The sequence below is a fragment of the Alkalihalobacterium chitinilyticum genome, from assembly GCF_029028005.1.
Lineage (GTDB): Bacteria > Bacillota > Bacilli > Bacillales > Bacillaceae_F > Alkalihalobacterium > Alkalihalobacterium chitinilyticum.
Map to the genome: position 1 here is coordinate 124,299 of NZ_JAOTPO010000009.1, position 23,201 is coordinate 147,499.

The 23,201-nt window shown below is 36.9% G+C and carries 16 protein-coding genes; 12 read left to right on the plus strand and 4 right to left on the minus strand.

The features are described 5' to 3' along the window. Positions 1-218: 218 nt before the first annotated feature. From N7Z68_RS14035 to N7Z68_RS14075, 9 genes are all read left to right on the plus strand, one after another. Positions 219-1,562: a cytochrome P450 gene (locus N7Z68_RS14035; protein ID WP_275119111.1), complete on the plus strand. Its 1,344-nt coding sequence runs from the start codon at positions 219-221 to the stop codon at positions 1,560-1,562. A gap of 149 nt (positions 1,563-1,711) precedes the next feature. Beyond that, on the plus strand, positions 1,712-2,569 hold the full coding sequence (locus N7Z68_RS14040) for an alpha/beta fold hydrolase (RefSeq protein ID WP_275119112.1): 858 nt from the start codon (positions 1,712-1,714) through the stop codon (positions 2,567-2,569). Positions 2,570-2,782: 213 nt separating this feature from the next. Next, the gene (gene mreBH / locus N7Z68_RS14045; protein ID WP_275119113.1) at positions 2,783-3,790 is read left to right on the plus strand and encodes a rod-share determining protein MreBH; all 1,008 of its coding nucleotides are present in this window, start codon (positions 2,783-2,785) and stop codon (positions 3,788-3,790) included. A 156-nt stretch (positions 3,791-3,946) separates the two neighbouring features. Next, on the plus strand, positions 3,947-4,102 hold the full coding sequence (locus N7Z68_RS14050; RefSeq protein ID WP_275119114.1) for a hypothetical protein: 156 nt from the start codon (positions 3,947-3,949) through the stop codon (positions 4,100-4,102). 64 nt (positions 4,103-4,166) lie between these two features. Beyond that, entirely contained in the window at positions 4,167-5,453 is a 1,287-nt protein-coding gene (locus N7Z68_RS14055) for a DUF2254 domain-containing protein (protein WP_275119115.1), read from the plus strand. A 363-nt stretch (positions 5,454-5,816) separates the two neighbouring features. After that, a complete protein-coding gene (locus N7Z68_RS14060) occupies positions 5,817-6,641 on the plus strand; it encodes a basic amino acid ABC transporter substrate-binding protein (RefSeq protein WP_275119116.1) in 825 nt (274 codons plus the stop codon). 97 nt (positions 6,642-6,738) lie between these two features. Next, positions 6,739-7,362 carry an amino acid ABC transporter permease gene (locus N7Z68_RS14065; RefSeq protein ID WP_275119117.1) on the plus strand — a complete coding sequence of 208 codons (624 nt, stop codon included), beginning with the start codon at positions 6,739-6,741 and terminating at the stop codon, positions 7,360-7,362. Then, positions 7,359-8,081 (plus strand): amino acid ABC transporter ATP-binding protein, encoded by a 723-nt coding sequence (locus N7Z68_RS14070; RefSeq protein ID WP_275119118.1) that lies wholly within the window; start codon positions 7,359-7,361, stop codon positions 8,079-8,081. The genes N7Z68_RS14065 and N7Z68_RS14070 overlap by 4 nt, the downstream gene beginning before the upstream one ends. A 159-nt stretch (positions 8,082-8,240) precedes the next feature. Next, on the plus strand, positions 8,241-9,599 hold the full coding sequence (locus N7Z68_RS14075) for a flavin monoamine oxidase family protein (RefSeq protein WP_275119119.1): 1,359 nt from the start codon (positions 8,241-8,243) through the stop codon (positions 9,597-9,599). A gap of 109 nt (positions 9,600-9,708) precedes the next feature. On the opposite strand, the gene N7Z68_RS14080 is transcribed toward N7Z68_RS14075, so the two are convergent. Beyond that, positions 9,709-10,932, minus strand: coding sequence for an MFS transporter (locus N7Z68_RS14080; protein ID WP_275119120.1), 1,224 nt, complete (start codon positions 10,930-10,932; stop codon positions 9,709-9,711). A 567-nt stretch (positions 10,933-11,499) separates the two neighbouring features. On the opposite strand from N7Z68_RS14080, the gene N7Z68_RS14085 reads away from it, so the two are divergent. Further along, the gene (locus N7Z68_RS14085) at positions 11,500-12,714 is read left to right on the plus strand and encodes a hypothetical protein (protein ID WP_275119121.1); all 1,215 of its coding nucleotides are present in this window, start codon (positions 11,500-11,502) and stop codon (positions 12,712-12,714) included. Positions 12,715-12,868: 154 nt separating this feature from the next. Next, the gene (gene pepF / locus N7Z68_RS14090) at positions 12,869-14,671 is read left to right on the plus strand and encodes an oligoendopeptidase F (RefSeq protein ID WP_275119122.1); all 1,803 of its coding nucleotides are present in this window, start codon (positions 12,869-12,871) and stop codon (positions 14,669-14,671) included. Positions 14,672-15,426: 755 nt separating this feature from the next. Here the strand turns inward: pepF and N7Z68_RS14095 are convergent. After that, on the minus strand, positions 15,427-16,461 hold the full coding sequence (locus tag N7Z68_RS14095) for an AbrB family transcriptional regulator (RefSeq protein ID WP_275119123.1): 1,035 nt from the start codon (positions 16,459-16,461) through the stop codon (positions 15,427-15,429). 255 nt (positions 16,462-16,716) lie between these two features. On the opposite strand from N7Z68_RS14095, the gene N7Z68_RS14100 reads away from it, so the two are divergent. Then, positions 16,717-19,974, plus strand: a complete 3,258-nt coding sequence (locus tag N7Z68_RS14100; protein ID WP_275119124.1) for a DEAD/DEAH box helicase — start codon at positions 16,717-16,719, stop codon at positions 19,972-19,974. 443 nt (positions 19,975-20,417) lie between these two features. Here N7Z68_RS14100 and N7Z68_RS14105 read toward each other — a convergent pair whose 3' ends face one another. Beyond that, the gene (locus N7Z68_RS14105) at positions 20,418-22,001 is read right to left on the minus strand and encodes a bifunctional metallophosphatase/5'-nucleotidase (RefSeq protein WP_275119125.1); all 1,584 of its coding nucleotides are present in this window, start codon (positions 21,999-22,001) and stop codon (positions 20,418-20,420) included. A gap of 547 nt (positions 22,002-22,548) precedes the next feature. Beyond that, a complete protein-coding gene (locus tag N7Z68_RS14110) occupies positions 22,549-22,974 on the minus strand; it encodes a hypothetical protein (RefSeq protein ID WP_275119126.1) in 426 nt (141 codons plus the stop codon). Positions 22,975-23,201 lie beyond the last annotated feature (227 nt).

Consider the following 23,201-nt stretch of genomic DNA (forward strand, 5'->3'; position numbering starts at 1 on the left):
TAACTAAAATAATACTTCGATTATCAAAGTTTATGCAAAAAATCGACAAATTTTATATTAAAAGTATAAGAATAAAGTCATGAAACTGAAGGTTTTTGTCGGAAATCATCGACAAGTTTTTGTTATTAATGGAAAAATATTGTTGAAAAATCAAAAGAAATAACAATATAATATTAATATATTAAAAAATATCAGAAAAATCAGATAGGGGTATTGATATGGAAAAGATCATTGAAAAGAGAATTGCCAAAGCTACACCAGAAGAAGCAGCAGAATTATTCACTAGTCACTTAAAAGCTTCATTACATTTGCTTGATAAGTACGGTGAGCATGATATCGTACAAATTCCTACAAAAAGTGAGGATGAAAAGAACTTTTTCTTATTCAATGCAGATCACATTGAGGAAGTTCTAGTAAAAAAACAAAAGTCATTTAAAAAGGGTAAAGACTATGATGGATTAATGCTTCTACTTGGAGAGGGTCTATTAACAAGTGAAGGTGAAAAACATAAAAAACAACGTAAGCTGGCACAACCATCATTTCATATGAAGAGCATCGCTCAATATGCAGATTTGATGGTTAAAAATGCAGACAACTTAATGAAAGATTGGCAAGATGAACAAAATCTACTAATCTCAAAGGAAATGATGGAAGTAACATTGAACATCATTACTGAAACGATGTTCGGTACTAAACTCGATGAGAAATTACTAGGTGATATTGATGAATCTTTTAGTAATTTTGCAAGTACTTTTGTTGATAAAATTATAAATGGAAATCCTTCACAAGAAAATCAAATGAAATTGTACCAAGCAGTGAAGACGTTAAATAAAGTTATTTATGCAATTATCGAAGAAAAGAGAAAGTTAATTGAAAACGGCGTTCATGAACATGATCTACTATCAATGTTAATTTCATCTCGATATGAAGAAGATGGCTCAGCTATGACGGATAAGGAATTATACGATCAAGTTATGACAATCTTCTTAGCGGGTCATGAAACGACAGCTCATACTTTAACTTGGACATGGTACTTAATTTCACAGCACCCTGAAGTAGAACAAAAATTCTGGAATGAACTAGACACGGTTCTTAAGGGAGAGAAACCAACACTTGAGTCTGTACGACAACTTTCGTATACAAACTGCATTCTACAAGAGTCTATGCGTTTATATCCAGCTGCTTATGAGATCGGTCGTGAAGCTCTTGAAACAGTTGAGATTGGTGGCGTAACTTTTAATAAAGGTGATAACTTTAGAATGAGTCAGTATGCAGTTCAACGTAGCGAACGCTATTTTGACCAACCACATGATTTTATCCCGGAACGTTTTGATGGAGATTTATTAAGAAAAATTCCAAAGTATGCTTACTTCCCATTCGGTGGAGGAACACGAATTTGTATCGGTAATAACTTAGCAATCATGGAAGCTGTTCTTATTTTAGCAACGATCGGTCAAAAATATAAATTAACACTTGCTGAGGATCAAACGGTAAAACAAATCCCGTTAATTACATTAAGACCAAATCATGGTTTAACGATGGTAGCAACGAAACGATCGTAAATTTAAACGTGACACCAAATACTGAGTGGTTAGTATTTAGTGTCATTACTTTAAATAAAAGTATAAAATTCAAAGATGTCTAGCTCCAGCACCCAGCGAATAGCGAGACTCCGCTAAACGGGCGCTAGCGCTTTTCTTAGGAGGATACAATGTCAAAACAAGTGCAGAAAGTAGAAGTAAGAAGAGAGCTAAAAAAACAAATCAAAATCAAAGGTCAAAATGTGGCTTATCTAGATTTCGGTCACACTGATGACCCGGTCGTTTTGCTCATTCATGGTGTTCCAGAATCAAGCATGTTATGGAAGGACATCATACCTGCGATTGTTTCTGAAGGATATCGAACGATCGCACCGGACCTGCCAGGTTTTGGACAAAGTGAACGGTTCAATGAAACTTCAAGTTGGGAACGTTATGAACAGTTTGTCACTGATTTCTTAAATGAGCTTCAGTTAGAACAGGTTCATATCGTTTTACACGATTGGGGTGGATTAATTGGGCTAAGATGGGCGAGCTCAAACACTGAAAGAGTAAATAGTTTAATTATAACAGACACGACGTTTACTCCTGATTATACTTGGCATAAAGCTGCGCAAATTTGGCAAACGCCAGGGAAAGGCGAAGAGCTTATTAAACAAATGTCCAATAAAGGATTATGGTTTGCAGGGATGAAAAAAGAAGTTCCAGGTGTGGGTGAAGATGTTCTTGAAGACTTTTTCCAAATCTTTTCAAGTGATAACACGAGATCTGCCATTTTAGAGTTATACCGTTCCGGTGATATGAAAAAAGTTATACCTTATCAAGGAAAACTGAAGCAAATAAATAAACCTGTAACGATTATCTGGGGAGAAAAAGATCCGTATGTATCGACAGATTACGCTTATAAGCTTCGTGATCAAGAATTCCCTCATGCTAAAGTTCATATTATCCCAGATGCCGGCCATTTTATTCATATCGAAGTTCCAGAAGCAACGCAAACGTTTGTAAAGGAACATTTTAATAAAGTATAAACTAGTCTTTTAGGTACTGCGGTTATTGATTAGAAAGTCTTGTTTTCGCTCCACTATTTAACAAATAGACGTACATTCCTCCTTTTTTTCGGCAGTTCATTACATATTACTACATGAAATTACATAGAAGATAAGGCGTTAGAAGCTGTTTCTACTATTTAACTAACTGATAAAATGACCACAGTAAAGAATAAAAAAGTTGGTGAAATAGCTATGTTTATGAATTTTGAATTAGGTATAGACTTAGGAACAGCTAATATCCTTGTATATAGTAAAGAAAAAGGGATTATATTAAACGAGCCTTCCATCGTTGCAATTAACAAGCATTCTCATGAAGTTGTAGCCGTTGGAATGGATGCTAAGCAAATGGTAGGGAAAACGCCTGAAAACATTAGAGTGGTTAGTCCATTAAAAAATGGAGTTATTGCTGATTTTGATGTAACAGCGATGTTGCTCAAACATGTGATGAAATTATCTGCAAAAAAGCTAGGGTTGTCGTTTAGAAAGCCGAGTGTCATCATTTGTGCTCCTTCAGGCTCCACATCGGTCGAACAACGTGCAATCATCGATGCGGTCAGAAGTTGTGGTGCGAAACAAGTGGAGCTCATCGAAGGCCCCGTTGCAGCTGCAATTGGTGCTGGATTGCCAGTAGATGAACCAATTGCTAATGTTGTCGTTGATATTGGCGGGGGAACGACGGAAGTTGCGATCATTTCTTTTGGCGGTGTAGTTTCTTGTCAATCGATCCGTATTGGCGGTCACAAGTTTGATGAGGATATTATTCAATACATTCGCAAAAAGTACAACTTATTAATTGGTGAACGAACAGCGGAACAAATTAAAATGGACATTGGTTACGCGCCTTGCGATCATGAGAAAGAATCGATTGAAATTAGAGGAAGGGATCTTGTATCAGGACTTCCTAAAAACATTACAATTTACTCAACAGAAATACAAGAATCGATGAAAGAAGATCTATTTCATATTTTAGAAGCCATTCGTGCAACACTTGAGGATTGCCCGCCTGAATTAAGCGGCGATATTGTAGACCGAGGAGTAATCCTAACCGGTGGAGGTGCTCTTTTAAACGGAATTGAGGATTGGTTGAGTGAAGAAATTGTTGTCCCTGTTATGCTGGCGCCAAGTCCATTAGAGTCCGTCGCGGTCGGTACTGGTAAATCTCTAAAAATGTTATCAAGAATGAAAAAACGTATCGGTTAATATAAAATGGTTTGTAACTAAAATTTAAAAGCATCTATAGTCAATTGACTATAGATGCTTTTTGTATGACATCTCAATAATCTAATTAAAGTATAAAAGAATGGCTACTGGCTATTCTAGTGATACGTGAAACTTATTATAAAGGATTAGATTTCGATGAAAAAAAAGAAACCGATTTGGAAAAAGTGGTGGATTTGGCTAGTCATCTTGTTCGTTTGCTTAAATATACTGATTACGAATTTATCTGAAACCGAATTTGACCATGAACAAGAACGAAATGAGTTAAAAGAAGGGAACATCTCTACTCATTAGTCAGGTGTGGAAAACTTATGTCTAGCGAACCCTCTTATTCATGTTACAAGGAGGTTGGTGGCTCATGATTTATCATCTTGTATTGAAGGTAAGAAAAAATATCTGGCTTATACCGAGCGCTTATTGTGTACTAGCTACCGTTCTAGCTCTTTTTATCATTTGGTTAGATACAGTTCATGGGGAGAGAGTAGAAGCTGCACTTCCTGCAACGATATTAATTAGTGTTGATCTTGCCCAGACGATATTAGGGATTATTGCTGCTGCTTTATTAACGATGATTACAATCACATTTTCTACTATTATGGTCGTTCTTACAACCTATTCATCACAGTTTTCACCGAGAACGCTTTCGGATTTTGTAACGAATAAAGTGACGATGCGGGTGTTAGGAATTTATATGGGAGGGTTTATGTACTCGATCCTTTCTCTATTATTTATGAGAGAGGACCTAGAACATGAAGTGATAGCAGGGACAATTGGTGTACTATTTTCGATTGTTTGCTTAGCCTTTTTCGCTTATTTTATTCATTTTGTAGCGACTTCTATTCAAGTTAATAAGTTAATTAGCGAATTAACTAGACATACACTTGATACGGTCTATAATCGCAAAAAGCCAGAAAGAAAAACGGAAACGATAAGTATTAGCTATAACAAACCGAAGCTAGTCCCAGAGGCGTTCACTAAAATGGAAGTAAGAAGCAGAACATTCGGATATATTCAACTCTATCAGTATGATCACTTATTAAAAAGAGCGAAAAAGGATGATCTTTACATAGAAATTGTTCCTGCAATTGGCACATTTATCACTACAAACCAAACCATTTTTAACGTTTACTATCAATATAAAAAACCAAAGATCAATTTTCATAAATACGTAGAAGTCGGTAATGATCGCACGATTTTACAGGATGTTGATTTTGGAATACAAAAAGTGGTAGAAGTAACACTTAGGGCTTTGTCACCAGGTATTAATGATCCAAATACCGCAATAGATGGAATTTTGCACTTAGGAAAATTATTAGCAGAAGCATGTAAGCAAGATGGAAACTACATTGCATATTCCGATCGTTCTGTTGTACGAGTGATTGCTCATCAAAAATCAGTAGAAGAAATTCTTTACGTCACTTTTTATCAGATTTGCCATTACGGTCGTGAAGATATATCGATCATGCTTGCCACTTATGAAGCTTTAATTATGATTGTAGAAGAAAACAATCAACGGATTAAAAATAAGATCTGGACATTTAGCCAGTACATAGATAAAAGTTTTAATAAAGAAGTGCTTCAAGACCTCGATCTTCAATACTACGATAAAAAAGTAAATCAACTACGAGCAAAAACAATGACTTAATCCTTTTTGAAAACTGTGGATCACTCTACAGTTTTTTTGTCTTCTTTCTTTACGGTTTATGGTTTATGTATGTAGACAAGGAAATACATGTCTCTTTGTACCTTACATTTAACGATTTCAAAACTTTATTAAGCAAATTCCTAGGGATATGGAGGATCTTCCGTTATTTAGGAGGAAATGGCTACGTATTATATTTAACAAACCCTTATTATAAAATAACAGCATGAATACTAAAATATCAGTAAATACACAATTTGTGAAAAATTGTATATATGTTTAACATAAAACGTATGAAAAATGTTTGTAAAAGTATGTGATGAAATGACACTACTTCGCTTTACAAAAAAGAAAGGGGCAAACAACTTGAAAAAATTAGAAAGAAAGAGAAACAGTAAGATGAAAAAATGGATGGGTGGTCTTTTTACATCTGCGCTTTTACTAGGCATGGCAGCGTGTGGAACGGCTGATGAAACTCAAGGTGAAGCATCAGGTGATGGAGGTACGCAGGAAGAAGCACAAGAGATTTCAGTTGCTGTTGTACAAGATTATCCACCGTTTGAGTACATAGTGGATGGTGATTTAACAGGATTTGATATTGATATTATCGAAGCAATTGCGGCTGAAGAGAACTTAAAAGTTAACTGGGAGATCATGAGGTTTGATGGTATTATCCCGGCATTACAAGCAAATCAGGTAGATGCAGCTGTATCTGCGATTACGATCCGTGATGATCGTGCGGAAGTAGTTGATTTTTCACAGCCTTATTTTGAATCTGGTTTATCATTAGTTGTTCCAGTAGATAGCGATATTAATAGCATTGAAGATTTAGAAGGTGCACAGATCGTTGGGAAACAAGGAACATCTGGTCTTGAAAAGGCGAGAGAATTTGCAGAACAGTATAACGGTGATGTAACGGTTCTCCAAGAAGATGCAACGATGTACATGGAAATTTTATCAGGTAACGCTGATGCATTGGTTAACGATTATCCAAGTGTTGCTTATAAGATTACAACAGATGGTGATGACACACAATTACGTATCGTTGGTGAACGTTTAACAGGTGAAGATTACGGTATCGCTGTATCTAAGGGTGCAGATGGACTACTTGAGAAAATGGACAACGGACTCTCTACTATTATGGAGAACGGAACATACGATGAAATTTACAATCAGTATTTTGGTGAATAACGGGGTTTTAAAGGTGTGACTGATTAGGTCTCACCTTTTTTACTTAAATCATAAGGAGGAACTTACAATCGAGACTTTACAGATAATCATCGATGCGATGCCAGTGTTATTAAAAGGGTTGTGGATTACAGTTCTTATTACGGTCATTTCCCTTTTAATTGCATTGGTCATTGGTTTAGCTTTTGGACTTTGTAGTATTTCTAGAAATAAACTGTTACGAGCTATAGCAACCATATACGTTGATTTAATTCGCGGCACACCGATATTAGTCCAAATTTTATTTATTTATTTTGGTCTGCCATCAGCGACAAGTATTACACTTACTGCCTTTACAGCAGGTGTCATTGCGATCAGTATTAACGCTGGTGCCTATTTAGTTGAAATCTTCCGAGCTGGAATTAATTCCATTGACAAAGGACAAATGGAAGCAGGTCGCACGTTAGGCTTTTCTTATGCACAAACAATGCGTATAATCATTTTACCTCAAGCTGTTCGTCGAATGATTCCAGCGTTCGTGAACCAATTTATCGTTAGTATTAAGGATACATCACTTCTTTCAGTTATCGGTATTGCTGAATTAACGATGTCTGGTCAGTCCATCTATGCGATGAACTTTCGAGCGTTTGAAATTTTAGGGATGGTCGGCATACTATACTTCGTCTTAATCTATACATTAACGTTATTTTCTCGCTGGCTTGAAAGGAGATTGGATGTCGCATGATAAAAATCGACAATTTAAAAAAATCATTTGGTGACCTTGAAGTTCTTAAAGATATTAACGCGGAAATTAAACCACAAGAAGTTGTTTGTGTTATCGGTCCGTCGGGTTCGGGGAAAAGTACATTTTTACGTTGTATTAATCGTCTAGAGGAACCGACAGGAGGGTCAATTTATATAGAAGGAAACGATATTACCGACCCTAAAAATAACATTAATAAAATGCGTCAAAAGCTAGGGATGGTGTTTCAACAGTTTAACCTATTCCCACACATGACTGTACTGCAAAACATTACATCTGCACCTATTCGTCTTAAAGGAAAATCGAAATCTGAAGCCCATACTTTTGGGATGGAACTTCTTGAAAAGGTTGGATTGACAGATAAAGCAAGTGTTTATCCCGATAATTTATCAGGTGGACAAAAACAACGGGCAGCCATTGCTAGAGCACTAGCGATGGAACCTAGCATTATGTTATTTGATGAGCCGACATCTGCTCTAGACCCTGAAATGGTCGGTGGTGTTTTAGAAGTTATGAAAGATTTAGCTAAAGAAGGAATGACCATGGTCATTGTAACTCATGAAATGGGGTTTGCTAGAGAAGTGGCTGACCGAGTCATTTTCATGGATGGCGGCTACATTGTGGAAGAAGGAGAGCCAGAAGCGATTTTTGGCAATCCACAACACGAACGTACCCAAGCTTTTTTATCCAAAGTGTTATAATAGAAGGGAAAGATGCTGGTTCATTATCAGCATCTTTTTTCTATTTTGTGACCTTTTTTCCTTTATATAGACAAAACCTCTATTATAGAAGAGAATTAAATAAAGGCAGTTAAGGAAATACTAAGTATAATTTCTAGATGTTAGAAAGAAGGAATGGAAGTGGCGAACTCTCATAACGAAGTGAATGTTGTCATTATTGGAGCTGGTTTATCTGGTTTGACAGCTGCTTTTGAATTAAAAAAACAAGATATTTCTTTTACCATTCTAGAAGCGCGCGACCGGGCTGGGGGACGTATCTATAGTTTAAAAGAGGATCATTTCGGCCTCGATTTAGGAGCCCAATGGATTAGTACTCACCACGAGAAAATGAAACGATTAATTGCTGAATATGATCTAGAAACGATTTCGACAAGTCAAAAAGGGAAAACGATATACGAACAAAGAGGCAGAGTAAAGGAAGTAAACGGATTTTTACCACCTGTTTCACGCTTAGCTCTGATGGACCTTTTCAAAGTCAAACGTAAAATCAATCACATGATAAAACAACTTCCGGACGAAGCTCCTTGGAATTCGGAATTGGGGCAAAGTCTTGATCAAATTACGATGCAGGATTTTGTGAATGCTTCGATGTTTACAGACGAGGGAAAAATCCATTTTACATTGTTGGCAGAAGAAGAATTAAGCACAAAGATGTATAATGTATCAGCACTCGATGTTTTTTGGTTCCTGAAATCGGCCGGAAGTGTCAACAAACTATTGTCCGCAGAGCAGTATTGGATCCGAGAGGGAGCATCGTCGTTAGTGGAGTCTATGGCAGAACGTCTTGAGGATTATATTGAGTATAACCGACCAGTTGAAGAAGTTAAATACGATTCTTATAACGAGGCAGTTGTTTCTTCAGGAGAGAAACAATGGAAAGCGAAAAAAGTGATTATCACTGTTCCACCTAATATTACGGGGAACATCAAGTTTGATCCTGAGCTGCCTAAAGCCCGTACTGCACTGCAAAAGGAATCGGACTTTCCTTTTGTTATGAAGATGGTAGTTGTATATGATAAGCCGTTTTGGCGAGAAGCTGGTTTGAATGGATCATTATTTTCAGATCAGGGTCCAATTAGTTTAACGATGGATAGTTCACCAAAAGATCAAAGGTTCGGCGTTTTGACGATTTTAATAGGTGGGGAGAATGCGCAAATCTATAGTAAAATGGGTCAAGAATACCGGAGAAATGAAACAATTAAAACGTTAGTACGATTTTTTGGAGAGAAAGCAGGGACACCTATTCAGGTCTACGAAAAAGATTGGTCAGAGGACAAGTGGACACGGGGCGGGTATGGAAGTCATTTTCCACCAGGGACGTTAACAAAATACGGAAATGCTTTAACTGAGCCAGTCGGTCCTATACATTGGGCCGGTTCAGAAACAGCAACTAAGTGGCGACTTTATATGGAAGGTGCCGTACAATCTGGACAAAGAGCAGCTGAAGAAGTGTGGCATGATTTGCATTCCAAACAGTAGAAGCACATGAGGTTAGGAAATGAACCTCACGTGCTTTTTTCATAAAAGCTGTAAGTTATAAAAAGAATATCTCAGCAAAAGAAATCCTTTTATAAATGGTAGAGAATTCTTAGTTCATTTCTGCACTAACTTTCGGTTGTGCTTCAGTTTGCTGTACAGTACTTCTTACTTTTAAGCACAAGACCAATCCAACCGATAAACAGATGGACGAGAAAAGAAAGGCTCCTTTAAAACCACCCCAATCATCAATTAACCACCCGGCAATCGTAGGTCCGATAAATTGACCAACGGCGAAATAAAGGGTCACATAACTGAAAGCGAGCGGCATATCCGCAGGTTTTACTTGATCCATACTAGCAGCCTGTATCAATGTAAATAAGCCGATTAGAGTACAGCTTAACCCGACCATGTGAACGATAAAACCGAGTAACGTAGGGTAAAGAATTGGAAGGAGCATAAACATTAAAGTAAGCGCCATTGTTAAAATTAATGATTTTCTTCTTCCTAATTTATCAGATACAATTCCCCAGATGGGCCCGCTAAAAATAGATAAAATTCCGTTTAAGGCAATTAATTGTCCCGCTAACGTAGCACTGACCCCATATTCGATCATAAAACTCATAATAAACAACATTTGAATAATGTAAGCGATACCAATAATTCCGTAAATAAAGCCTACATTAATAATGGCAGGGTTTCTATAAATTTCTCTTGGAGAAGATTGTTGATTATTTGATTCTTGGGAATTAGCAGCAGGCGGATTTTTAATTAAAAGTAATGTCAATAGGACAACGGTAAAACTAACGATAGCGAACAGTCCCCATGATAACCTCCAGCCAATAATAGGGAAGCTGGCATTTAATGCTGGAATGATAACCCCTGTTAACAATAGTCCAACACCGACCCCGCTTGCGGTAAGACCTATGACAAATCCTTTCTGCTGCGGGAACCAAGCGACAAGTAATGAGATTAATGGAGTATACGTAAATGCAGTACCAATACCTAATAAAAGCATAAATAATATAGTTAACGAATAAAACGGAGTGAAGGTTAATCCGATAAATCCAAAGGTAACAATGGAGATCCCGAGAAGAACCGTTTGTTTTCCGCCCCACTTTGCAGCCAGAACCCCGGCAAACATGACTGTACATACATATCCGAATGATGTAATGGTTCCGAGTAAGCCTGCCTCTTTGTATGTAATATGTAAACCGTCTCTCATAAATGGGAGAACAACACCATAAGAAAGTCTTGCGAAAGCTAATACGACAATAGTAGTTAACATGCCTAGAAGTGAATAAAGCCATAGTTTCTTTTTTTGATTCAACGTCATATTTTATAATCTCCTTTAAAAGAATTTAACTTAATAAAATAGTTCCATTTGAAAAATGTAGTTCGAAAGTTTTTTGACTGTCAGTTAAATTTTCTGATAATTAATTTTACTATGGATTCCGAAAAAATAAAATGGTTAATTTCCTGTTATTTGGAATTCAATGAATATTTAGTAGAAAAATCATTTTGGTTGGATAATAATTGGTGGTCGTTTATTATGAAACGATAGCAGATTGATATTTATGGTCTTCATTAGGGATATAGAGTAGGTGGGTACGTTATAATAATTGTTGTTGCAACAAGTAAAGTAGAGGAATGGGAAACATTATAAAGTGTTTTAGGTCATGGACTCAATCGATTTAAAAGACGATTTATCAAAATAAGGGAACTACTGAAAGAAGGGTTAAGTTAAATGTGCAAATGGATCAATAGCAATTTATATTGGATATATACATCCATATTACTCCTCTTTATCATCAATATGTTTGTTGAAAATATGATAATAAATTATATTGTAGGGATTTTAGCAGTTCCGATGCTAGGTATTTCTTTTTTGGGGGCATCACGGTTGTTTCGTGTAATGGGTACTATTTTTGTAGTGATTGGTTTTGGGTTATACGTTTATTCTGGTCTACCGATCTATCAAATTCCACTTTATACAACGTCGACAATGCCATTATTAGCTTTTTTAACAGTACTTCCATGGATGAACAGTGTGGTTCGTTCCGGTCGATTTGATCGACGAATTAATGAAATTATGAAAGTTAATGTCGATGATCTAGGAAAATTGTATATGAGAAGTTCATTTACAACGTATATTTTATGTACGTTTATTAACTTGTCTGCTTTATCGTTTACTCAAGAAGTTTTGAAAGATAACCTGGCAAAAATGAAGAAGCAAATTAGCGACTCTTTTATCAGCAAGTCGACATTACGAGCGTTCGCTCTTGCATTAGCATGGAGTCCGATGGAAATTATAGTTGCCATTACGGTTGACGCAACAGGGGTTAGTTATCTCACTTATCTACCGTGGATGTTCTTATTTTCCTTCATTATATTTACTCTTGATAGTCTGTGGAGTAAAAAGAAATTCCAACCGATTCCATATCATTCAGCTGGAGGCGGGATAACAAGGAAAGTCAATCCGAGAAACATCATGATTCAAATCTTTAAATTATTACTTGCACTGACAGCGTTTCTAGTCACGGTCGTTACAGTTGGCAACTATTTTAACTTAAACTTTATTCTTTCGGTTACGTTAGTCATTTTACCGTTTTCATTTGGTTGGGCCATACTTATGAAAAGATGGTATAGTTTTTGTGCAATCGGCTGGAAAACCTGGAAAATCCGAACGAATAATCTACAAAACTTCGTGGTGTTATTTTTATCGTTAGCTTTCTTTTCTAGTAGTTTAAATGAAACACCGTTTCTTCAGTTCATTCAACAGCCTTTTCTAGGAGCTTCTGATCAACCGCTGATCATATTAATATTAATTCAAATGACCTACTTGTTTATGAGCATGATTGGTGTACATCCTATCGCAACAATTGGTGTCTTAATAGAGGTACTGCCGCCACTCTATGAATTAATAAACCCTGTTAGTATTGGGATCGTTCTTATTACCGGGGCTTTGGCAACAGCAACAGTAGGAACATATGGAGTGACTGTTACGATGACGTCAATGAATACAGATCAAAATCCTTATCGAATTACCCTTCGCAACATGCCGTTTGCACTTTTTTATGGAGCAGTTGGAGTATTAATGGGTTTTCTTCTATTGTAGTGGAGACTTACTTAAAGAGTACTTAGAAAACTGAATATTCCTATTAAATGTTTCGTTGGCTGTAGAAAACGTGGTATAATGAATTTATCTTCGGATTACGAAATATATTTTAATAGTTTCTTAGTAGACTTTACGAATGAGGAGATGAATGAGTATGTCTAAACGATTAGCTCGTACGGATGCACCGAAGGAACAAACGTGGGATTTAAGTGACTTATTTGCTTCAGTTGAAGCTTGGGAAACGGAACTTAATCAATTATCCAAGGAAGTAAAAAATGTGACTCAATATAAAGGGAGATTAGGTGAAAGTTCGGACGTTTTGCTTGCCTGTTTAGAAGCTCAAGATGAACTCTTACAACGCACAATTCGTGTAGCGACCTATGCCCATTTAAACACGTCTGTTGATGGAACGAATCCAGCGTATCAGGCGAATGCAAGTCATGCATCATCAACTGTAGCTTCGATCGATGCAGCGCTTTCTTTTATTCAATCAGAAATTTTAGATTTGCCAGAAGGAGTCGTTGAAGAATTTCTTAGTAAAGAGGAAGGGCTGAGCACCTATCGAAAGACGTTAACGGAACTTCTAGAAACAAAACCACATCGATTATCACCAGAAACAGAAGCTATTTTAGCGTCGTTAGGGGAAGTGTTGGATGGTCCTTTTTCGATCTACTCACGTAGTAAAACAGCAGATATGCAGTTTGATCCTATTATAGATGAACAAGGTGAAGAGCAACATGTCTCTTTAGCTTTATATGAAACGTACTATGAACAGTCATCGAATACAACTGAACGAAGAAAAGCATATGCTTCCTATACAAAAGCATTAAACCAATATAAAAACACATTTGCTGCTACATACGCGACAGAAGTTAAGAAACAAGTTGTTATGGCGAGAGAGCGTAATTACAAATCAGTAACGGACATGTTGTTACAGCCGCAACAAGTCACCAAAGAAATGTATGATAATATTTTAGAAGTTATTCAAACGGAATTAGCTCCTCATATGAGACGTTTCGCTAAGTTAAAGCAACGCGTTTTTGGACTTGATAAAATGTACTTATGTGACTTGAAAGCACCGCTTGACCCAGAGTATAATCCTGATGTGACGTACGATGAGGCTGCACAAGAAGTCCTTGAAGCTTTAGAAGTAATGGGACCTGAATATATGGATATTATGACAAAAGCAATCAATGAGCGCTGGGTGGACTATGCAGATACAGTTGGTAAACGGAGTGGTGCTTTTTGTTCGAGTCCATACGGGGTACATCCATACATCTTAATGACATGGGCAGGAAAAATGCGTTCGGCATTCACATTAGCACATGAACTGGGGCATGCTGGTCATTTTGCATTAGCTGGTCGGTACCAACGTTATCATAATACGAGACCTTCTTTGTATTTTATTGAAGCGCCGTCTACATTAAATGAAATGTTACTGAGTCATTCTTTACTAGCTAAATCAACAGATCCGCGTAAACGCTTAGCGGTGATTGTACAAGTGTTAGGGACGTATTACCATAACTATGTAACGCACTTGCTAGAAGGCGAAATGCAACGTCGCGTTTACGCTCATGCTGAAGCAGGAAAGCCGATTACAGCAAATGTTTTATGTGACTTAAAAGGTGCTGTACTATCTGATTTCTGGGGCGATACAGTGGAAATTGATGAAGGAGCTCGTTTGACTTGGATGCGTCAGCCTCACTATTATATGGGATTATATCCATATACTTACGCGGCAGGGTTGACGGTTTCAACTGCAGTCGCTCAAATGATTCAAGAAGAAGGACAACCTGCTGCAGAACGTTGGATGGAAGCTTTAAAAGCAGGTGGTACGAAAAAACCTCTTGAGCTTATGAAGATGGCGGGTATTGATATGACGAGTCCGGAGCCAATTCGTAAAACCGTTCAATTTGTCGGTTCTCTAATCGATGAGTTGGAAAAGGGGTTTGAATAACTTATCTATTCTAGTGTTTGTAATAAATGATATATAATGATACAGAACGAGAAATAATAGATAAATAGCTAAGTGGTTGCTTAATGTGTATGCTTGGCAACTATTTATGACTTAATGTGCTGAGTGCCCATCTAATGGTGCTCAGCACTTTTCTATTTTTGAAGAGTATTGTGGGTAATTCATTCAGTTAATCGATCGTCACATAGGAATAGTTGGAATGATGCAAAGAAGCGGGGGAGATGCTACTGATATTTACAAAAAATAATAGTGATAGGATTGGAAGTAGAAAGTACGGCTCAGTATTTACATAAAGTGGAAATAGTGGGTTCGAAAGTAGAAAATATGGCTCAGTGTTTACATAAAGTGGAAATGTTGGGTTCGAAAATAGAAGATATGGCTCAGTATTTACATAAAGTGGAAAGAGTGGGTTCATAAATAGAAGATATGGCTCAGTATTTACATAAAGTGGAAATGCGGGGTTCGAAAGTAGAAGATATGGCTCTATATTTCCATATAATAGAAGATTGAGGTGTGCATTAGAATATACATGCGGACACAGGCTAGAATAATGAAGAAGTGGGTTTGGTTCGACCACAATAGAAAAAGCCCGTTTTTCTTATAATACGAAAAACGGACACTTCCAACTATTAACTACTAAATCTTACTAGATTGAGCGAAAAGTCAGCGTTGAAAACGGCCGAGTAATCGTCTATCAATAGTGCAACTCTTACGCGGCGTGTTTCGCAGCGTTCTTTTTAAAATACCACTTCAAAGGGTGGAACGCATACAATTATAACCAAAATCCGGGTGAGTTGCAGTGCGCTCACAATTGCTGGATCCCCGCCGACATATGCAGCCGTTAAGACCATTTCGATAATTCCCCCGGGAGCAACACTTAACACCGCCGTCGCTAAATCGAGTGATGTGAAGTAAGCTAAACTGGCACCTAATCCAAAAGAAGTAATAATTAAAAAAATTGTAATCCCAAAGTAAACGTAACAGTATTTACCTCCTAGTTTTAAGTCAGTAAAAGAAATACTTTTACCAAGACTGATTCCAACCGCCATTTGTGCAGCAAGTAATACAAACTCAGGTATACTCGGGAGACTAACTAATCCGATGTTCATGAGTGCAGTAATCGCAAGAGGTCCTATAACGATCCCAGCTGGAATTTTATTTTGAACCAAAATTCCCATTATGACTGGAAGTATGAACCATAAATAGTTCCACCCTCCCCAAGTAAACGTGTCTGCAACCACTTCCGAGGCTCCTGTTACTTGTTCTTGGCCGGTAAAATAAAAGACAATGACCGCAGGAACAATAAAGAGGACGGTTAATAACCGGACCGTTTGGAAGATGATAACTAATGAAGATTTTGCATTTAACGACTCGCTAGCAATGACCATCTCGGTTAAGCCACCAGGTATAGAACCGAATACACTTGTCACTTGGTCAACTTCAATCCATTTCGTAACTAGGGTGCTTACGATAACACTTACACTTATTATTAAAGTCGTTACGAGCAGAAACGGCAGGAAATACGGTCCAATTGTTAAAAAGGTTTCAGCTGTAAAGTACAACCCGAAATATATTCCGAGAATAATTAATCCAGATTGTTTAATAGGGTTAGGCCAGTTGGCTTTACGCTTGGAAAAGCCTTGCCATAACATAACAAATGTTAATGGTCCTAACACCCAAGGTAACGGGAGGTTAGCAAGGCTGAACACATACCCGCCTGCAAGACCTAAAAGTATCGTTTCCAAAAACTTTTTAAATTCTGTGGTGTTCATTTTTAGAGACTCCTTCTATGCACAATAATTTAGATGCTTATGAACTCACTGTAATTTAGATATCTATGAAAATTTTAACACATCAGAAACAATTTCGCTTGTCGAAATATTTATATTTGTTCTCATGCCACAAACAGGGTGGAAAACTTACATGAAAAGCGGTTCAGGAAGAAGAGATTAATGTGATAATTGGATGTTGATTCCATACCGTAGTATAATGCAAATAGAACTGTGTATAGGAAGAGTTGGTGAACCATGCAATCGAAAATCGATTTGTCGCTTACTAAATCAGAAATAAAAGATATGTTCTCTAGTTCAGTTTTTAAAAGAGGCCTTGTTTATTATTATGAAAATCGTATAGAGGATTTGACCTATGATGCGGATGAACAAGTATGGCATGCTTCAGTTATCGGAAGTGAATCTTATGATGTTGAAGTTAGTGTAAAGAAAAATGGAATGGTTGTTGATCACTGCAGTTGTCCTGCTCATGCAAGTTACGGCGAATGTAAACATAGTGTGGCTGTTTTACTTAAGCTTTCTGAAAGCGGATCGTTAGAAGATAGTCAAACGTATTTTGAAGAACAACAAAAACGCAGAAGTTATGAAACAGCTAAAGCGCTTATTAACTCTTTTACCAACCTGCGTCCCCGTGAGAAGACCGAACAAAGCTTACCTACAAAGGAAGCGTTGACCGTAGAATACTATTTAAAAATACATAATTCATATTCTATGCAAGATAAGTATTTTTTTACGCTTGAATTAAAGGTTGGTCCGAAAAGAACGTATGTTGTTAAGAAGGTAGGGGAGTTTTTAGAGCATTACCACGAACAAAAATCATACTTTTTTACGAATAACTTTAGTTTCGATCCTTTTGAACATAAGTTTACAAGTACGGATGAAAAGCTTTTAGAAATGCTCTATGACATGTATGCGCAAGAACAGTTATATACGCGTATGTCTCCTAATTATTGGTCAAAGACATCCATTATACCTAACCGGGAATTGCTGATTGCACCCTATTCAATTGATCGTTTGTTTTCAACATTTAAGGAAACTGGAACCGAGTTATTTTATAGCGATGCATATGGAAGGAAACAACGTATTGAGATTCATCCGTATTTTGAGTTGCCTTACTCCATTGAATTATTAAAAGGCGAAGAGAATGAATTTATTGTTGATTTGAGTCATTTTCAGGATCTGTTTTTTATGGAAATGTACGGTTATGTGTTTGATGAAAAAAACCTTTATAAGCTAACGAACGAGCAACAAACGTATATGAAAGAGTTGGAACGGTTTTTAACTCAAGAAAAATTAGCCATTTCTAAAGAGCAAATTGAACAATTTGTATCGCACGTCGTTCCGAAATTAAATAAACTAACTACTATTCAAATGGATGAAACACTTCAAGATGATTTGATCAGTGTTCCACTTCGTTCTAACGTTTTTATTGACTATGATTTGGAAAAAGTTACAGTCAAAGTAGAGCATCATTATGGTGACATTACAATCAATCCGTTTGAAAGGGAAAGCCGAACAGCTGCTGATGTCAGTGAACGTATTATTATTCGTGATGTAGAAAACGAACAACGAGTCATGGATGTAATAGAAAGCTCATTCTTAAAAATTAACGGCGATCAGTTGTATGTTGAAGGGGATGAAGAGATTTATCACTTTCTCTTTCATAGTCTTCCTCTTTTTGAGCAAGCTGCTGATGTTTTTCTTACAAACTCCGCTAAAAACTTATTAGGATACGAACAATATGAACCTTCAACTTCCATTGATATTGATTCGAGCGGGAATTGGCTGGAAGTGAGTTTTAACGTTGAGGGAATCGAACAAGAGTCCGTCCAAGCGATCTTACAAGCGGTTGTGGAGAAGAAACGTTTTTATCGTCTCCCAAATGGCGCATTTCTATCATTTGAAGACAAGTCATTTCAACAAATGGATCAGATTTTTAAGCAACTCGATATTCAAGGTTCAGAGCTCGATAAGGGTAAGGTTGAAATTCCTCTTTATCGAAGCATGCAACTGGAAAACATTATCGGAGAAGATCAACATTATAAAGCAAAGTACAGCAAAGCTTTTCGTAGGCTTTTGCAAAATTTAAAGCACCCGGATGAACTTGATTTTACTTTTCCAGAGAATGTGAAAGCTGAATTACGGGATTACCAAAACTTTGGATACCAATGGTTCAAGACCTTATCTTCTTATCGTTTGGGTGGCATACTAGCCGATGATATGGGGCTGGGGAAAACATTGCAAAGTATTACGTATCTTGTTTCGGAAAAAGAAGAACATCCATCAGAATTCCCTTCTCTCGTCGTCGCACCAGCATCATTGATCTACAACTGGAAAAGTGAATGTCAAAAGTTCGCACCGAGTCTAACCGTAGCTGTTATTGACGGCGCTCCGGAAGAAAGAAAGCAGAAGCTTGAGGATTTAAACGGTGTAGATGTTTGCATTACATCTTATCCATTGATGCGACAAGATAGTGACCTTTACGCTGAAAGAACATTCGATACTTTAATTTTGGATGAAGCACAGGCGATCAAAAATCCGCAAACGAAAACGTTTAAAGCGATTACGTCAATAAGGGCACCGAAGCGTTTTGCTTTAAGTGGTACACCGATTGAAAACTCTATTGATGAGCTGTGGTCAATTTTCTACGTATTACTGCCAGGCTTTTTTCCGAAAAAACAAGAGTTTAGCAAACTAGAACTTGAGCAAATATCAAAAATGGTTAAGCCGTTCATTCTTCGTCGCTTAAAGACAGATGTATTAAAAGAACTGCCTGATAAAATTGAGACCGTACAAATCTCCGAGCTAACGAAAACGCAAAAAGAATTGTATGTCGGATATTTACAAAAGGTAAAGCAAGAAACTTCAGAAATTCTCAAAACAGAAGGGCTTAATAAAGGCAGAATTAAAATACTAGCTGCACTAACCAGGCTGCGCCAACTTTGTTGCCATCCTTCATTGTTTTTAGAAAAGTATGACGGTGGTTCTGGAAAGATGGAGCAACTTCTTGAAACCGTCCAAACTGCCATTGATAACGGAAAGCGAATTCTCATCTTTTCTCAATTTTCTTCAATGCTTAAAATTATTGAAGAAAGAATGAAAACAGAAGGCTATAACTATTTTTATTTGGACGGACAAACGCCAGGAAAAGATCGTGTCGATATGGCGGAACGATTTAATCAAGGTGAGAACAGCTTGTTTTTGATATCCTTGAAAGCAGGCGGTACAGGCTTGAACCTAACAGGCGCAGATACCGTTATCCTCTATGACTTGTGGTGGAACCCGGCAATAGAGGAACAAGCAGCTGGTCGAGCACACCGAATTGGACAGAAAAATGTCGTTCAAGTTATTAAGATGATTGCTCAAGGAACAATCGAGGAAAAAATATATGAGATGCAGCAATCGAAAAAAGAGTTAATTGAAAAGGTGATCCAACCTGGAGAAACGATGCTCACTAGTTTAACGGAACAAGAAATACTAGAGTTACTAGGTTAGTCTGTATTGGAGTCAGTCAGGCAGTTGTTTTATGAGAGACAGTTAAAAAAAAACAATATCATGTGATAAAGGACATGCGGTCTGAAAATCAGCTGCATGTCCTTTATTTTTATATAATAAGGATATTATTTTGATATATAAATACATTAGATGAATATAAGAAGGGGATTGGACACAATGTAAAACGATCTTCTTTGTGTTCTTCTGCAGTGGACAGTTTTAGTTGAAGTTGAATAACTTAATTATCGGATGTAACAATGTTTCGCTGTTTGTGAGGTGGTCATGTATAGAAGTGATAGGTGCTGTATAAATATGTGGTAGGCTTGAAGCTAGAAGTTAGTCGCCGTTATTAAGTAATTTTGTGTGGTGTTCTTTTATTTAGCCAGCGCTGGATCGGAATGAAAAAAGCTGACCCTTGATTAAGAAGAGTCAGCCATTTTCATTTAATCGTGCACTACTTTCCAGTTGTGGTTCACAGTGGCGTCGATAACTTTGCGTTCTAAAATGTAGTTGGCAAGAAGTTCAGACACATCGAGCGGGATGTCTTGGACAACTTCTTTTCCTTGGAACATCATATAATCTCCGCCGCCGCCAGCACGGTAATTGTTCATGACAACATGATATTCTTGATCTAAATCGATTGGCTTGCCTCCATAATAGAGTCGGACAATTCTTTCGCCAAATGGTTTAGAAATGTTTATTTCATACTCAATCCCTTCCCACATATCGTAATTATAATGTTGAGGTTTTGGTGTTGTGAATTCAGGGTTGACCTCAATTTCTTTTCCATTATAAGTGGCAAAGTAGGAGGCAGAGCGCTCTAGTGCATCTTTCATGTCTTGGCCTGTTATTTTCAGAACTTTTAACGTGTTTGGATAAATGTAATTTGAGACGATATCTCGCATCGTTACATCGGAATGTAATCCAGGTGCATCATCATTGAAGAGAGCGGTGTTCGAAATATCGACTTTTGCAACGTCCATTTGTACCTTATTTATAAACTCAATTAATGCATTGTCGTGCGTGCGGATTTTCAAAGGATCGTCAACCAACATATTGCCGTTAATTTTACCGATCGGTTGATCTAACCATTCTTGTGTTTGATCTTCGAATACTTTAATTAAATCGATAATATGTATATCAGGCTCAACCGACTCATCCATTTTAATAAGTTCGGCACTTTTTTTAACGATTTTCCATGTATCCGTTTCTTTTTCTAAAGTGATAGATACGTGTCCTAATGCCTGCCCTTTATCGCTCGGTTGAACGATTGTAACGTTGTTCACTTCACCTGTAAGTGAGCGGTGTTGATGCCCTGTTAATAATACATCAATACCATCAACTTCTTTACAGAGTGCATAGCCTTGATTTTCCCCCGTTAAGTGTTCTGTAGCTTCACCCGAAGAAAGGTCACGTTCAAAGCCACCATGATAAGATACGATGACGACATCGACTTTTTCCTCATGACGCAAAATAGGTACCCATTTTTTTGCGGTCTCTAATGCATCATCAAACGACAACCCTTTAATATGATTTGGATTTTCCCAATTCGGTATGTATTGTGTTGTTAACCCTAAAATTCCTACTCTTAATTGATCCTCGAGTTCTTTAACGAGGTAAGGTTTCCCGTAATAAGGTTCATTCGTTTCATTGTTAATAATATTAGCGGAAAGCCATGGAAAGTTAGAATCGTTAATCGATTTTTGCAGTATGTGCTGCCCATAATTAAATTCGTGGTTACCGAGTACAGCAGCATCATAACCCATTTCGTTTAAGACTGAGATGACAGGGTTTACGCCCTCGCTATTAACGCGAGCATAGAAATAAGTTAATGGAGTTCCTTGAATGACATCACCGTTATCAATGAGTAGTGTATGAGACTTATTGGTCGCTTTGTATCGTTTAATTAGTGTAGATAATTTTGCTAATCCAACTTGGCTCGTAGCGTTATTACCATAGTTAATAGGAAGAATATTACCGTGTACATCACTGGTTTCGAGAATAGAGAGAGTAACTTTTTTGGTCATTATCATACTTCCTTTCTTTTTGAGTTTTCTTGGAAAAGAATAGAATTATACGCTTATCCTCAATTATAACTGCGGTTAGGACTAATTTTTCATCACATTTTTTTGCTCGAGATCCTGCATTAAATAATGTAGGGAAGATGTATAACAGTTTAACAGTTTAAACTAGATTAAAGGGTTTGGTCTATCTAGCGGTTTGATTGTAGGCGCGGTACTTACGCTGAACTCGTTGATTATTATAACTTAAAGGTAGTTATAAGAGAAGAAGCTGCAAGCATAAACAATTATACATAATTGATTTACAAGAATATAAGTGACTGAAGGTAATTAAATTGTAAAGGAGTAAGCAAGATAAATGGGGCACTAATTTATTAAGATTTAATCAACAAAGTACGTGTAACACCAAAGAAAGAACGTGTAAGTAACACCACGTTCCTTCTTTGGTTCTCGGTGTGTTTTAGATAAATAAAAATGAAGCTACATCTAAATCGAATGTTGTTAACATTTAACCCAATATTACCAAGGGGAAGAGTTAAACGTTTCGCTTTGTTTAATTCATAATTTGTTTTTTATCTTTTCTTTCGATGAGGTCCTTTAATATCTCCGTATGTAAGGACGCCCATGCTTGTTCACGATAGTGAAGTAAAATGAAAACAATCGCAAAGCATGTAAAGAAAGTAAGAAAAAGAAAAACAAAAAATAAGTTCCCCTCAGCAGTTTCTTGGATTTGTTTTGAAAAAATTAATCCTAGCCATGGTAAAATCGATATGAGTAAAGGAAACGTACCACTTCCGTTTTTTTCTTTCACCATTCGGTAATGGATCATCTTTAATTCATTAACGGGAAGGGTTTCGTAAAATTTTTGTATCGAATAAATTTCATCAATTTCTCTTACATCTTTAACTGCGTATTCCTGATCAGTGGCTTTCTTGATTTTTTTATAAAATTTATGAGCATCTCCTCGAAACTGTTCCATCAGTACTCCCTCCTCATCACCTCTAGAACGTATTGCCTGTATAGGCAGAGTACAAGAAAATGTATCAATGCTTATGTTTCATTAGTCTTTTGTAAAGTATTAATTTTATGCTTTTATATTCGAATTTGTTGATTTAGCGTTAGCATTTGTTTTTTTTACTGCGATTTGATCTTCTTAGGTTTCTGGAAATGGCATAGGGACTATGTTACAGTGATTAGATATAAAAC

Coding starts and splice junctions, on each gene's coding strand:
- N7Z68_RS14080 (WP_275119120.1), bottom strand. CDS start 10,932: ATGACGTTGAATCAAAAAAAGAAACTATGGCTTTATTCACTTCTAGGC.
- mreBH (WP_275119113.1), top strand. CDS start 2,783: ATGTTTATGAATTTTGAATTAGGTATAGACTTAGGAACAGCTAATATC.
- N7Z68_RS14095 (WP_275119123.1), bottom strand. CDS start 16,461: ATGAACACCACAGAATTTAAAAAGTTTTTGGAAACGATACTTTTAGGT.
- N7Z68_RS14105 (WP_275119125.1), bottom strand. CDS start 22,001: ATGACCAAAAAAGTTACTCTCTCTATTCTCGAAACCAGTGATGTACAC.
- N7Z68_RS14050 (WP_275119114.1), top strand. CDS start 3,947: ATGAAAAAAAAGAAACCGATTTGGAAAAAGTGGTGGATTTGGCTAGTC.
- N7Z68_RS14055 (WP_275119115.1), top strand. CDS start 4,167: ATGATTTATCATCTTGTATTGAAGGTAAGAAAAAATATCTGGCTTATA.
- N7Z68_RS14110 (WP_275119126.1), bottom strand. CDS start 22,974: ATGGAACAGTTTCGAGGAGATGCTCATAAATTTTATAAAAAAATCAAG.
- N7Z68_RS14040 (WP_275119112.1), top strand. CDS start 1,712: ATGTCAAAACAAGTGCAGAAAGTAGAAGTAAGAAGAGAGCTAAAAAAA.
- N7Z68_RS14070 (WP_275119118.1), top strand. CDS start 7,359: ATGATAAAAATCGACAATTTAAAAAAATCATTTGGTGACCTTGAAGTT.
- pepF (WP_275119122.1), top strand. CDS start 12,869: ATGTCTAAACGATTAGCTCGTACGGATGCACCGAAGGAACAAACGTGG.
- N7Z68_RS14065 (WP_275119117.1), top strand. CDS start 6,739: ATGCCAGTGTTATTAAAAGGGTTGTGGATTACAGTTCTTATTACGGTC.
- N7Z68_RS14035 (WP_275119111.1), top strand. CDS start 219: ATGGAAAAGATCATTGAAAAGAGAATTGCCAAAGCTACACCAGAAGAA.
- N7Z68_RS14100 (WP_275119124.1), top strand. CDS start 16,717: ATGCAATCGAAAATCGATTTGTCGCTTACTAAATCAGAAATAAAAGAT.